The organism is Paraburkholderia sp. SOS3, assembly GCF_001922345.1.
In the GTDB taxonomy this organism is placed as follows: Bacteria; Pseudomonadota; Gammaproteobacteria; order Burkholderiales; family Burkholderiaceae; genus Paraburkholderia.
This window is the reverse complement of record NZ_CP018812.1, coordinates 2461051-2475305: the sequence shown is the minus strand read 5'-3', so window position 1 is coordinate 2475305 and position 14255 is coordinate 2461051. Positions and strand designations below refer to the sequence as shown.

At 64.4% G+C, this 14255-nt stretch carries 7 protein-coding genes; 5 read left to right on the top strand and 2 right to left on the bottom strand.

What is annotated here, in order from left to right:
* Positions 1-148: 148 nt before the first annotated feature.
* The 3 genes from BTO02_RS31075 to BTO02_RS31065 all read left to right on the top strand — a co-directional run bounded on the left by BTO02_RS31075 (position 149) and on the right by BTO02_RS31065 (position 4620).
* The gene (locus BTO02_RS31075) at positions 149-2950 is read left to right on the top strand and encodes an ATP-dependent Clp protease ATP-binding subunit (protein ID WP_075160828.1); all 2802 of its coding nucleotides are present in this window, start codon (positions 149-151) and stop codon (positions 2948-2950) included.
* A 99-nt stretch (positions 2951-3049) separates the two neighbouring features.
* Positions 3050-3565: a sigma-70 family RNA polymerase sigma factor gene (locus tag BTO02_RS31070; RefSeq protein WP_075160827.1), complete on the top strand. Its 516-nt coding sequence runs from the start codon at positions 3050-3052 to the stop codon at positions 3563-3565.
* Entirely contained in the window at positions 3544-4620 is a 1077-nt protein-coding gene (locus BTO02_RS31065; RefSeq protein WP_083615470.1) for a FecR domain-containing protein, read from the top strand. Before BTO02_RS31070 ends, BTO02_RS31065 begins: the two co-directional genes overlap by 22 nt.
* A 31-nt stretch (positions 4621-4651) precedes the next feature.
* On the opposite strand, the gene BTO02_RS31060 is transcribed toward BTO02_RS31065, so the two are convergent.
* Positions 4652-7174 (bottom strand): TonB-dependent siderophore receptor, encoded by a 2523-nt coding sequence (locus tag BTO02_RS31060; protein WP_232243596.1) that lies wholly within the window; start codon positions 7172-7174, stop codon positions 4652-4654.
* A 155-nt stretch (positions 7175-7329) separates the two neighbouring features.
* Positions 7330-9696 carry a 5-methyltetrahydropteroyltriglutamate--homocysteine S-methyltransferase gene (gene metE / locus BTO02_RS31055; protein ID WP_075160826.1) on the bottom strand — a complete coding sequence of 789 codons (2367 nt, stop codon included), beginning with the start codon at positions 9694-9696 and terminating at the stop codon, positions 7330-7332.
* A 159-nt stretch (positions 9697-9855) separates the two neighbouring features.
* Here metE and BTO02_RS31050 point away from each other — a divergent pair, with 159 nt between their 5' ends.
* Positions 9856-10764, top strand: coding sequence for a LysR family transcriptional regulator (locus BTO02_RS31050; protein WP_075160825.1), 909 nt, complete (start codon positions 9856-9858; stop codon positions 10762-10764).
* 247 nt (positions 10765-11011) lie between these two features.
* A complete protein-coding gene (locus BTO02_RS31045) occupies positions 11012-14206 on the top strand; it encodes an EAL domain-containing protein (RefSeq protein WP_075160824.1) in 3195 nt (1064 codons plus the stop codon).
* The last annotated feature ends 49 nt before the right edge of the window (positions 14207-14255 follow it).

Sequence of the window (14255 nt, the reverse complement as noted above, 5' to 3'; positions counted from 1 at the left end):
GTCTGGGCTTACTTGAACCCTTTCGCGCCCTGAACGTACCCTGAATGCGCTTCGCGCACCGATCATGTAGCATCGAACGTGTGTCGGCAAAGCCGAACGCGCGTTGCGAGGTTTTTCTTACGCGAAACGTTCCACAGGGGGAGCTCATATGGCACGGCAAGTCTGTGACATCTGCGGCGTCAGGCCCGCGAGCGTCCGGCTCGCGGTGCTTCAGAGCGGACGCAGACGGATTCTCGATGTATGCGACTACCACTACGAGCAGCTCACACGGCACCAGCGCACGCTGTCGCCGCTCGAGGCGCTGTTTCGCAGCGGCATGCCCGATCAGCTCGACGATCCCGGCGAGGCAGCCACGTACGCGCGCCCGGTGCCGCAGCGCGTCGAAGGCGCGGAAGCCGTCGTCAACATCGAACGGCATTTCAGCGATCTGGCAAAGGAAATGCTGCAGCGCGCGGCGGAACGCGCGGTGCAGTTCGGCAGACGTGAAGTGGACACCGAGCATCTGCTTTACGAACTCGCCGACAACGCGGTCATCGTTTCGATTCTGAAAAGCCTCGGCATCTCGTCTACCGACGTGCGCGCGTATATCGATGCGAACGCGCCGCGGCGCACCGATCTCGAAGCGCCGCCCGACAACCAGATGGGCGTCACGCCTTGCCTCAAAAGTGCGCTCGAGCGCGCGTTTCTTGCGTCGCGCGAACTGGGTCACAGCTATGTCGGCCCCGAGCATCTGCTGATCGGCCTCGCCGAAGTGAACAACAGTTTTGCGAGCAACCTGTTCGTCAAATACGGTCTCGATACGCAGGCGCTGCGCCAGCAGACAGCCGCCGCAATCGGGCCGAGCCTGAAGCGCGAGACGGTCGCGGCGCCGTCGAATACGCCGCAGCTCGACAAATTCAGCCGCGATCTGACCGCGCTTGCGCGCGACGGCAGGCTCGACCCGGTGATCGGCCGCTCGGGCGAAATCGAAACGCTCGTCGAAGTGCTCGCACGGCGCCGCAAGAACAACCCGGTGCTGATCGGCGAACCGGGCGTCGGTAAAACGGCAGTCGTCGAAGGGCTGGCACAGCGGATGGTGAATGGCGACGTGCCGGAATCGCTGCGCGACAAGCGCCTCGTCGAACTCAACGTGAACTCGCTCGTGGCCGGCGCGAAGTTTCGCGGCGAGTTCGAGGAGCGCGTGAAGCAGCTGCTCGAGGAAATCACGGCGAATCTCGATTCGCTCGTGCTGTTCGTCGATGAAGTGCATACGATCGTCGGCGCGGGGCAGGGCGGCGGCGAAGGCGGACTCGATATCGCGAACGTGTTCAAGCCTGCGATGGCGCGCGGCGAACTGAACCTGATCGGCGCGACGACGCTGTCCGAATACCAGAAGTACATCGAAAAAGACGCGGCGCTCGAGCGGCGTTTCCAGCCCGTGCTCGTGCCCGAGCCAAGCGTCGTGCAGACCATCAATATCCTGCGCGGACTGCGCGACCGGCTCGAAGCGCATCATCGCGTGACGATCCAGGACGATGCGATCGTCGGCGCGGCCGAACTGTCGGACCGCTATATCAGCGGGCGCTTTCTGCCGGACAAGGCGATCGACCTCGTCGACCAGGCGGCCGCGCGCGTGCATCTGTCGGCCACCTCGCGCCCGGCCGCGATTCTCGAACTCGAAGCCGAGCTTGCGCAATTGCATCGCGAGCAAGACTATGCGGCGTCGCGCAAGCAGTACGAGCGCGCGCATGCGCTCGACACCGAAATCGCGGACAAGGAGCGCGCCTTGAGCGACGCGACCGATGCGTGGAAGACGGGCATGGGCGCGAACACATCGCACGTGACGGTGACGAATATCGCGGAGATTGTCGCGAAGCTCACCGGCATCCCCGTCGCACAACTGACGACCGAGGAACGCGAACGGCTGCTCATTATGGAAGAGCGCCTGCACGAGCGCGTGATCGGTCAGGACCAGGCGGTGCAGGCCGTCAGCGACGCGGTGCGCCGCTCGCGCACGGGCTTGCAGGCGCGGCACCGGCCGACCGCGGTGTTTCTGTTCCTCGGCCCGACCGGCGTCGGCAAGACCGAGCTCGCGAAGGCGCTTGCCGAAGTCGTATTCGGCGACGAAGAGGCGATGCTGCGCATCGATATGAGCGAATACATGGAGCGGCATGCGGTGTCGCGTCTGATCGGCTCGCCGCCCGGCTACGTGGGCCACGACGAAGGCGGGCAACTGACCGAACGCGTGCGGCGCCGCCCCTATAGCGTGATTCTGTTCGACGAAATCGAAAAGGCGCATCCGGACGTCTACAACGTGCTGCTGCAGGTGTTCGACGATGGGCGCCTGACCGACGGCAAAGGGCGCGTGGTCGACTTCAGCAATACGCTGATCATCGCCACGAGCAATCTTGCCGCCGAAGTGATCGGCGGGCATACGCGCACGGGCCCGGGCTTCCTGAGCGGCGATGCGGCGTCGACCGTGCAAAGCGGTGTGATGAACGTGTTGCGCCAGCATTTCAGGCCCGAGTTTCTGAACCGCATCGACGACATCATTCTGTTCAAGGCGTTGACGCGCGACGAGACCCGGCATGTGGTGCGACTGCAGCTCGAACAGGTGAAGCGACTCGCGAAGAGCCAGGATATCGACCTCGAGTTCGACGATACGGTTGTCGACTATCTCGCAACCGAAGGTTACCGGCCCGAGTTCGGCGCGCGCGAGCTGCGCCGGCAGATCCGGCAGCTGATCGAGAACGAACTGGCCAAGGAGATGCTGAAGGGCGAGATCGGCGAAGGCGCGCACATTACCTGCACTTACGATGCGGCCGAACAGCACGTGAAGTTCCTGACCGCGCCGGCATCCTCACAGGCGGGGCAGCGGGCCGCTGCAAAGCCGCCGGAACGAAAGCTGTCGCTCGAATCGTTCAACGAACCGCGTGGCGACGCGCCGCCGCCGGAGGCGGCGAATTCATAGCAGGCGTCGCGATATCGGCATTGCGCAAACGAACCCGATCGGTTATAAATGCGAATAATTCGCATTTGTGAAAATGTGTCATCGAAAAGGGTTCGTTACATGTCCGCGGTTCAACTCGACGCGCAACCGGAGTTGTGTGCCCTCTACCGTGACCACCACGGTTGGCTGCAAACGTGGCTGCGCAGGAAGCTCGGCAATGCGTTCGATGCCGCGGACCTCACGCACGACACGTTCATGCGCGTGCTCGTCGCCTGGGACCGGCGCGGCGAGCTCGATCTGCGCGAGCCGCGCGCGTATCTGACGACGGTCGCGGGCCGTGTATTGCTGAACCACTACCGCAGGCTGTCGCTCGAAAGGGCGTTTCTCGAGACGCTCGAGCGTTTGCCCGAAGCGCACATTCCGTCGACCGAAGAGCGCCTCGCCATCCTCGAAACGCTGCACGAAATCGATGCGATGCTCGACCGTCTCGAGCCCAGGGTGCGCACCGCGTTTTTGCTCGCTCAACTCGAAGATCTGACCTACGCCGAGATCGCCGCGCAACTCGGCGTGCACGTGCGGACCGTCAAGCGCTACATGGCGACCGCATTTGAAGAATGCATCCTGTTGATGATGTGAACGGCGCGGCGGCCGATCGTAGCGAGGTGAGCGAACCGCGCGAACCGCGCCCGCTCGACCGCGCGGTCGCGCGCGAAGCCGCGGCATGGCTCGTGCGGCTGCGCGAAGACGCGTCGCAGCAAGACCTCGACGCCTGTGCGCGTTGGCGTGCCGCCGACCCCGAGCACGAGCGCGCCTGGCAGCGCGCGCAGCGGCTCAACGACAAGTTCGCGAGATTGCCTGCCGGCGTCGGCGTGCGCACGCTCGGCCGCCGTGCGCGCACGGACCGGCGTTTTGCGCTCAAGGCGCTCGCCGTCGCGTTCACCGCAGGGCCGACGGGCTACGCGGCCTATCGCGCGATGCCGTGGCGCGACTGGATGTCCGACGAGCGCACGCTGGTCGGCGAGCGCCGCTTCGTCGTGCTTGCGGACGGCACGCGCATCGATCTCAATACGTCGACGGCGATCGATATCGACTTCACCGCGAGCGAGCGCCGCGTCGTGCTGAACGACGGGGAAATTCTCGTGGAAACAGGGCGCGACGCGGCCAACAGGTCCGGCGTCTACCGGCCTTTTGTCGTCGAGACGCGGCAGGGGCGCATCCGCGCGCTTGGCACCCGCTTTGTCGTGCGAAACGACGATGGAGCCGGCGCGACGCGCATCGCCGTGCTGCATGGCGCGGTCGAGGTGACCCCTGGCGATGCGCCCGAGCGGGCGACCGTGCTCGACGCGGGGCAGCAGACGCGCTTCACGGCAATCTCGATCGATGCGATCGAGGCCGCCGATCCGCACGCGGGCGACTGGTCGCGCGGTGTGCTGTTCGCCGACGGCATGCGCCTGGCCGACTTCGTCGGCGAGCTGGGCCGTTACCGGCGCGGGTTATTGCGCTGCGATCGCGAAGTCGCGAATCTGCGCATCACCGGCACGTTCCAGCTCGGCAACATCGAGAACGTGCTCGCGGCGCTGCCGCGTACGTTGCCGGTCGACGTCGTCTACCGCACGCGGTATTGGGTGACGATTACGGCCGCGGGCGACGGAAGCGGTGGAAGCAGCGCGCAGCCCGCGAAGCGCGGCTGACCACGGGCGGCCCGCGCCCGCCGCCTGCGCGTCACCAGTGATAGTTCGCGCCCGCGAATACCTGACGTCCGTAGCCGAAAAAGCACCACGTCGTATAGATGCACGACGCGACATAGCGCTTGTTCAGCAGGTTCTGCGCGTTCACATACACTTCGGTGCCCTTGAGTTGCGGCAGTGCGCGGCCGAGGTCGTAGCGCAGCGTCGCATCGACGAGCAGGAAGCTGCTGAGCTTATAGCTGTTGTCGTACGAGTAGGTCTGCCCCGTATAACGCACGCCGGCGCCGGCCGACAGACCCGCGAGCGGCCCGCGCCGCTGTGTGTAGTAGGCCCAGGCAGACGCCTGATTCTGCGGCACGGCGGCGAGGTATTTTCCTTCGAGGCCGCTGTTGTCCTTGATGTACTTCGTGTCGAGGTACGTGTAGCTCGCCACGACGTTGAGCGAATCGGACAGGCTCGCTTTGGCTTCGACCTCGACGCCGCGCGAGCGCGCTTCGCCCGTTTGCGCCTGGAATGCCGGGTTGTTCGCGTCGGGCGTCAGCAGGTTTTTGCGCGTCAGATCGAACCACGCGACCGTCAGCAGCGCATCGTAGTTGTTCGGCTGGAACTTCACGCCCACTTCATACTGGCGTGCGCGCTCGGGGTCGAACGGCTTGCCGCTCGCGTCGGTGCCGGTCTGCGGAGAAAACGACTCCGTATAGCTGACGTACGGTGCGATGCCGTTATCGAATACATACGTGAGACCCGCGCGCTTCGTGAAGGCGCGGGCCGACTGCTGGATCGACGAGTTGTCGCCGGCGTTCGTCGTCGTCGTGCTGGTCCAGTCTTCGCGTCCGCTCAGTGTGAGGATGACGGGGCCGTAGCGCATCTGATCCTGCGCGTAGAGGCCATACTGGTTGAGGCGAACGCGCGTGAGCGCGGTGTCGAGCGGCCCGATCGGCTGCTGGTAATCGGGGTTCAGGATGTCGAGCGTCGGCGCCGTGCCGAATCCCATGTCCCACGAACTGCCGACGTGCTGATAGTCGAAGCCCGTCAACAGCGTATGGTGAATCGGGCCGGTCGAGAATTTGCCTTGCAGCTGGTTGTCGATCTCGAATGTGTTCAGCTGTTCCTGCGACGAGATTGCGCTGCGATCGAGCGTGCGAAAGTCGCTTTCGAGGCCATTGCTGTAGACGCTCGCGTAGTCCTGGCCGATGTGAAAGTAGCGCGCGTTCGAGCGCACGGTCCAATCCCGGTTGACGTTGTGTTCGAACTTGTAGCCGATCGATTCCTGCGTGCGGCTGAAGCGCTCGAAGCCGGTATCGCCGTCGTAGAAGTCGATCGGCAGCTTGCCGTACGGGTTGAACAGCGCAGAGCCTTCGGCCGGCACGCTGCCGTACGACGTGCTGCGCGGATCGCGCTGGAACAACCCGAACAACGTCAGCGACGTGTCGTGGTCGGGCCGCCATGTGAACGACGGCGCGATCGCGATGCGCTCGTTGCGCGTCGTATCGATCTGGCCGTCCTCGCTGCGGCCGATCGCGGTAAGCCGGTACAGATAGTGGCCGTCCTGATCGAGCGGACCGGAAAAATCGAAGCTTGCCTGCTTGTGGCCGAAGTTGCCGAACTCGATGCCGATGTCGTGCAGCGCCTGGCGTGTCGGCAGCTTGCTCTGCTGATCGAGCACGCCGCCCGCGGCGGCCTGGCCGTACAGCACCGAAACGGGGCCTTTGAGCACTTCGATGCGTTCCATCAGATACGGATCGAGTTGCGGTACCGCGTATTGGCCGTTTTGCAGCAGCTTCAGGCCATTCCAGTAGGTATCCGCGGTAAAGCCGCGAATCGTCAGCAGGTCGTAACGCGTAGCCGTGCCGCCGCGTGTTTCGGGCGTTACGCCCGATGTATAGCGCACGGCGGCATTCAGCGTTTGCGCGTCCTGCTGCGTCATCTGCTCGCGCGTGATCACGGACACGGACTGCGGCGTTTCGAGAATCGGCGTATCGGTTTTCATGGCCGTCGTGGCGGTCGATGCGACGTAGCCGACGGTTGGACCATACGGGTTCGTCGGCTCGCTGTGCGCCGACACCTTGACGGTGGGCAGCACCGCCCCGTCCGGCGTGACGCTGTCGGACGCCGGTTGCCGCCGGACCAGAAAAACGCCGGCGCTGCTTTCAGACGCCTCGAGGCTCGTGCCGGATAGCAGTGCGGCGAAGCCTTCGCGCACGGTATAGGCGCCGTTGAGCCCGTGCGTGCGTAAGCCTTCGACCAGGCGCGCATCGATCTGCACACCGACGCCCGCCTCGCTTGCGAAGTCGGAAAGCGCGCTGCCGAGCGAACCGGCCGGAACGTTATAGGTTCGTTTCGCTGCTGCAGCGGTAGCCGAAGCGGCGGCCGAGGGATTCGGCGCAGCGGCCGCGAAAGCGGCGGGGACGCTGGCGATGCCCGCCAGCGCGAGGCCGGCCGGCATACCGCGAAGCGCGAGCAGAGCCGCACCGGCAGGCAGTGACTTGAGTCTTCTGCTGTGCGCGCCGCGCCTGAACAGGGTGAACGAACTGCGAAAGGCGCGGCGGGACGGCATACGGACTCCTGAGGTGATGTGACGGTGTGTGTGGCTCCTATGTGCTTGACACGCGAAATGGGAAAAGGGGACATGCGCGCGAAAAAAAGCGCGTATCGGCATGCCGAACGGGGCCGCATGCCGATGCGCGTGCGTGCGACGCTACGGTTACCGCATCAGAACGGGTGACTGCGCAGCGTCCTTGCCGCCGCCACCATATTGGTCAGCGCGGGGATGACCTCGGCCCACTGGCGCGTTTTCAGTCCGCAATCGGGATTGACCCACAGGCGTTGCCGCGGAATGCGCTCGGCCGCCTTCTTCATCAGCGTGACAATGTGTTCCTGCGACGGAATGTTCGGCGAATGAATGTCGTACACGCCGGGCCCGATCTCATTCGGGTAGTTGAAGTGGTCGAACGCATCGAGCAGTTCCATATCGGAACGCGACGTTTCGATCGTGATCACGTCCGCGTCCATTTCGGCAATCGACGCGATGATGTCGTTGAACTCCGAATAGCACATATGCGTATGGATCTGCGTTTCGTCGCGCACGCCGTTCGCCGCGATGCGGAACGATTCCACGGCCCATTGCAGATACGCGTTCCATTGCGAGCGCCGTAGCGGCAGACCTTCGCGCAGCGCGGCTTCGTCGATCTGGATCACGCGCACGCCGGCCTTTTCGAGGTCGAGCACTTCTTCGCGAATCGCGAGCGCGAGCTGGCGGCACGACACCGATCGCGGCTGATCGTCGCGCACGAACGACCAGTTCAGGATCGTCACAGGCCCCGTCAACATCCCTTTCATCGGCTTGTTCGTCAGCGTCTGCGCGTAGCGGATCCATTCGACCGTCATTGCGTTCGGGCGGCTGATGTCGCCGAACAGAACCGGCGGTTTCACGCAGCGCGAACCGTATGATTGCACCCAGCCGAACTGGCTGAACGCGAAGCCTTCGAGTCGCTCGCCGAAATATTCGACCATGTCGTTGCGTTCGGCTTCGCCATGCACGAGCACGTCGAGACCGAGCGATTCCTGCTCGCGCACGCTGCGTGCGATCTCTGCCTTCATCGCTGTGCGATAACCGTCTTCATCGAGCGCGCCGGCCTTGAACTGGCTGCGCGCGTGACGAATCTCGGCCGTCTGCGGGAACGAGCCGATCGTCGTGGTCGGGAAGGCGGGCAGCGCGAGCAGCGCCGCCTGTTTCGGCGCGCGCACGGCGTAGGGGCTGTGCCGCCTGCCGAGCGCCGGGTCGATCTGTGCCACGGCGGCCTGGATGGCGCAGTGGTTGACGCGCGGCGACGTGCGGCGCGTCCCGATTGCCGCCGCGTTGGCCGCAAGCGCGGCGCAGACGGAATCGCGCCCGTGGTTCAGTGCGTCGGCCAGCAGTTTCACCTCGTCGAGCTTCTGCAACGCGAACGCGAGCCATGAGCGAATCTCCGCATCGAGCGCCTGTTCGCTTTCGAGGTCGACCGGCACGTGCAGCAACGAGCACGACGGTGCGACCCACAAACGCCCGCCGAGCTGGTCTGCGAGCGGTTCGAGCCAGTCGAGCGTCGCGTTCAGGTCGGTCTTCCAGATGTTGCGGCCGTTGATCGCACCGACCGAGAGTATCGACGTGTCGGGGAGGAGCGCCGCCGCCCGGGCCAGTTCTTCGCGTGCATTGATCGCGTCGATGTGCAGACCGTCGACCGGTAGCGTGCAGGCTAGCTCGAGGTTTTCCTGTAACTGCCCGAAGTAGGTGGCGAGCAGCAGGCGCACCCGGCGCGCGGACAGCGAATCGTAGGCAGTAACGAATGCGGCGCGCCACTTCGCATCGAGTTCGGTCACGAGCGCGGGCTCGTCGATCTGCACCCAGTCGACGCCTTGCGCCGCGAACGTATCGAGCAACGCGCCATACACGGGCAGCAGCTTCGGCAACAGCGCGAGACGGTCCCAGGCGTCGTTTGCATCCTTCGACTTGCCAAGCCACAGGTACGTGACCGGACCGATGATCACGGGCTTCGCGTTGACGCCGCATCTGCGCGCTTGCGCGAGTTGCGCGACGAGCCGCGTCGCGTCGAGCGAAAAGTTCGTCGCCGAGGTGAATTCCGGCACGATGTAGTGATAGTTCGTATCGAACCACTTCGTCATTTCGCCGGCGGCCACGCCGTCGCAGCATGCGCCGTGTTCCTTCGATGTTTCCGGCGCGTCGGCCGCTTGTGCCGCATGTGCCGCGTCTGCCGCATGTGCCGTTTGCTCCGTTTGGGCCGAGCGGCCGCGGGCGACGCGGAAAGTGTTATCGAGCGTGTCGCCATGGAAATCGCGCACGCGCTCGGGCAGATTGCCGAGCGTGAAGCTCATGTCGAGCACGTGGTCGTAGAACGCGAAATCGCCGACCGGAACGAAGTCGAGGCGCGCCTGATCATTCCAGTGACGCTCGCGAAGCTGCGCGCCGACGGCTTTGAGCGTGTCGCGCGACGTCTGACCCTTCCAGTAGTTTTCAAGCGCGAATTTCAGTTCGCGTCCGGCGCCGATGCGCGGGAAACCGAGGTTATGCGTGGTAGCCATCTTTGTCTTGTGTGTCGAGAGAATCGGGTAACAGCCGGAAGCGCGAGGAAAGCACTGAACCGGCGCCATCGGCACCGATGATAGAATTTCCGATGTATGAATAAAAATGGATTTATTTCATACATGCATTAGTTATGTTCATGACGTCATGAGGTCGGAATGCTCGAACGCAGTCATCTGATGGTGGTTAGGGAAGTGGAGCGACAGGGTTCGCTGACGGGCGCGGCCGAGGCGTTGAACGTCACGCAATCGGCGCTGAGCCACACTGTGAGAAAGCTCGAAGAGCAGCTCGGCACGGCCGTATGGACGCGCGAAGGGCGCTCGATGCGTCTCACCCAGGCGGGCCAGTATCTGCTTGGCCTGGCCAATCGGCTGCTGCCGCAGTTCGAGCATGCGCAAGCGCGCATGAAGCAGTACGCGCAAGGCGAGCGCGGCACGCTACGCATCGGCATGGAATGCCACCCGTGCTATCAATGGCTGCTGAAGGTCGTCTCGCCGTATCTCGCGCGCTGGCCGGACGTCGACGTCGACGTGAAACAGCGTTTTCAGTTCGGCGGCATCGGCGCGCTGTTCGGCTACGACATCGATGTGCTCGTGACGCCGGACCCGCTGAAGAAGTCCGGGCTGCGCTTCCAGCCCGTATTCGATTACGAGCAGGTGCTCGTGGTGGCCGACGCGCACGCGTTGGCCAGCGAGGCTTATGTCACGCCGGCGCAGCTCGCATCGGAAGTGCTGATCACGTACCCGGTCGAAACGGATCGGCTCGACATCTATACGCGGTTTCTGACGCCCGCGAACGTCGTGCCGAAACGGCACAAGGTGATCGAGACGACCGACATCATGCTGCAGATGGTGGCGAGCGGGCGCGGCGTCGCCGCGCTGCCGAGATGGCTTGCGCAAGAGTATGCGGAATCGATGCCGATCGTTCCGTTGCGGCTCGGCAAGAAGGGCATCGCGAAACAGATCTTCCTCGGCACACGCGAAGCGGATGATGCGATCGATTATCTGAGCGCGTTCGTCGCGCTCGCGCGCAAGGCGGATTGGGCGCAAGCGCGGTTGCGCGCATAACCGCGCCACCGGAAAGCGGTCCTCGCGCATTGATGCGAAAGCACCGATACGTGCCGGCAAACGTTTGTATGCGCGCCGTTCTGGCGCACGTGCGCACCGTTACAGGGAATCGCTGAAACGCGCTTAATGTGCGCCTATCATGCGCCGATAGACACAGATAAGTACATTCACCAGGTCTGACGGTTCTACGGAATACGTGAGGCTTCAGAGTGTTGTCCAGTCCATCGGCGTAAAGGTTCCGCACTTCATGAAACGCAATCTCTTCTTCCGTCTGCTGGCACGATTGCGCGTCGGCCGGAAGCTGCTGCTCATTTATTTACTGGACCTCAGCGCGGTCGTTTATATCAGCGGCATCCTGATTCACGAGAAGTACATCGCCATCGATTTCTCGGACAAGGAAATTGTCGGGAACATCTATTTGCGCACGGTGCGCGATGCGGTGGTCGAGGTCGCGCAAGCCGGCGCGGGCGCGCATGTGCCGGCGCATGTGCTGCAGCAGACCGCGCAAGCACTCGAAGACGCCGAAACGCGCTACGGCGCGGCGATGCAGAGCGCGCAACTGAACGAGCGGGTGCGTCATGCACTGGTCACGCTTGCGAACGGCACGACATTGAACGTCGCCGAGGTCAACAATGCGCTGTTCGCGTGCCGCGAGCTTGTCACGCGCATCGGCAATCAGTCGAACCTCATTCTCGACCCCGATCTCGACAGCTACTACTCGATGTCGCTGTCGATCCTGCGTTATCCCGCGTTGCTCGATGCAGTCAATCAGATCGGCAGCGGCCTGCGCGACGATATGCGTCCCGCTGCCGCGGATTTGCTGCGCACCCGGTACCTCGTGCGCGAAGGCCAGCTCGATGCGGTGCTGCAAGGCCTGCACACGGACTTCGCCGAAGCCGTGGCAGCCGATCACGCACTCGATCGCGCGCTCGGACCGTCGATCCGGCGTATGGACGCATCGGTCGAAGACTACCGGCGCGCGGCGCGCGCGATCGTCGATAGCGGCGGGGCGAACGCCGCGCTGTTCGCGGCGGCCGATGCCGCGCAGCAGCGCGTCGTCGCGCAAGTCGGCGAAACCTGGCGCAGCACTGGCGTCGAGCTCGACCGCCTGTTGCACGAACGCGTACGCGCGCTGTATGCACGCATGTGGTTGCATCTGGGCACCGTGCTGTTTCTGCTGTTCGCCATTCTGACGATGGTCTATACAGTCGCGCAGCAGATCTCGCGGCCGCTGCGCCAGCTCGCGCGCGTGATGGATACCGTGCGGCGCACTGGCGACCACTCGCTGCGCGCGCGCTGGCATAGTCAGGACGAAATCGGCGTGCTCGTGAACGGTTTCAACGAGATGCTCGAGCAACTCGATCGCGAGCGCGACGTGCAGAAGGAACTGGCTGCGACCGCGCGCGCGTCGGCCGCGCAGTATGCGCTCGTCGAGGCGACGCCGGTGCCGATGGTGGTGACCGCGGTGCCCGGGCACGAAGTGCTGCATGCGAACCGTCCCGCGCTGTACTGGCTGAACGGCTGTGCGATCGACCCGTGGGCACGCGGGCTCGATTCGGGCACGCGTGCGCGGTTCTTCCAGCAGTTATCCGACCTCGAGGCGGTCGACGAATTCGAGGTTCACTGGAAGGCCACCGACGAATCGACGTGGGCGATGCTGTCGGCGCGGCGCCTGAGTTTCCAGGGGCAGGACGCGATTCTGACCGCGTTTACGCCGATCAATCAGATCAAGCTCATGGAGCAGCGGCTCGAGCTATGGGCACGCGTGTTCGAGGCATCGTCGGAAGCGATCCTGATTCTCGACGACGGCTATCGGTTGCTGACGGCCAATGCGGCGTTCTACCGGGTAACGGGTTACCGGTCCGAAGACGTGGTCGGCCGCGGGCCGCGCTTTATCGTCGACGGGTTGCCCGGCGACGACGGTTTCGCATCGCTCGGGCGAATGGTCGATCGCGCGAGCACATGGAACGGCGAAGCGCACGTGCGGCGCCGGCATGGCGGCGATTATCCGGCCTGGCTCATGGTCAGTGCCGTGCGCGATACGGAAGGGCATGTCACGCACTACATCTGCACGCTGATCGACATCAGCGACCGCAAGAAGAGCGAAGCGCGCATCCAGTTTCTCGCCGAGCACGACTTTCTCACCGAATTGCCGAATCGCGCGCTCTTCAAGAAGCGGCTTGCGGTCGCGCTCGATACCGCGAAGCGCACGGGGCGGCGCTTGGCCGTGCTGTTTATCGATCTCGACCGCTTCAAGGACATCAACGATTCGCTCGGCCATCATATCGGCGACGGCCTGCTGCGCTCGGTCGCGGCGCGCCTCATGCGCTCGGTGCGTCACGACGACACCGTGAGCCGCCTCGGCGGCGACGAGTTCACGGTGATCCTCAACGGTGCGGCGAGCGCGGCCGACGTCGCGCGGACCATCGAGGAGCGGATGATTCCGCTCGTCGGCGAGACGCACGACATCAACGGTATCGCGATCCAGGTATCGTGCAGCGTCGGCATCGCGATGTATCCGGAAGACGGGCTCGACATCGATACGCTGATGCAGAATGCCGACCTCGCGATGTATCAGGCCAAGGCGGCCGGGCGCAATCTCGCGAAGTTCTTTTCGGCCGACATGATCGAGCGCAGCCGCATGCGGCTCGCACTCGAAGCGTGCTTGCGCACGGCGATCGAGCGCGACGAGTTGTGGCTCGCGTATCAGCCGTGTATCGATACGAAGAGCGGCGAGGTCATCGCGGTGGAGGCGCTGCTGCGCTGGGACAGCAACGAACTCGGCCGCCTCGCGCCCGCACAGTTCATTCCGATCGCCGAGGAGACGCGCCTGATCGTGCCGATCGGCGCGTGGGTGATCGACGAGGCGTGCCGGCAGCTCGCGCGCTGGCGCGATGGACCGCTCGCCGCCCTCACGTTGTCGATCAATCTGTCGACGGTGCAGCTTCGCGACGACACGCTGCTCGATACGCTGAAGGCGAGCCTCGCGAAGCATCACGTCGCGCCGCAGCGCCTCGAACTCGAGATCACCGAATCGGTGCTGCTCGACGGCGCGCAACGCAACATCGCGACGATCGGCGCGATTCGCGCGCTCGGCGTGCGCATCTCGCTCGACGATTTCGGCACCGGCTATTCGAGTCTCAGCTATCTGAACCGTTTTCCGCTCGACCGGCTGAAGATCGACCGCACCTTCGTGCACAACAAGCTCGACAAGCCGACCGATCTCGCGATCGTCGAGGCGATCGTCGGCCTGGGCCATATGCTCGGCTTGCGAGTCGTTGCGGAGGGCGTCGAAAACGAACGCGAGGCGAACCTGTTGCGCCGGATCGGCTGCGACGAGCTGCAGGGCTTCTGGATCGCGCGGCCGCTGTCGTCGGTGCAGCTCGACGGCTGGATGCGCGAGCGGCGCGAGCAACGCAGCCCCGGCATCGTCGAGGCGTAGCGGTAGAGAGCAGGCATAGGCAAGGCATGGCCGCCCGCGCGCGAGCGGC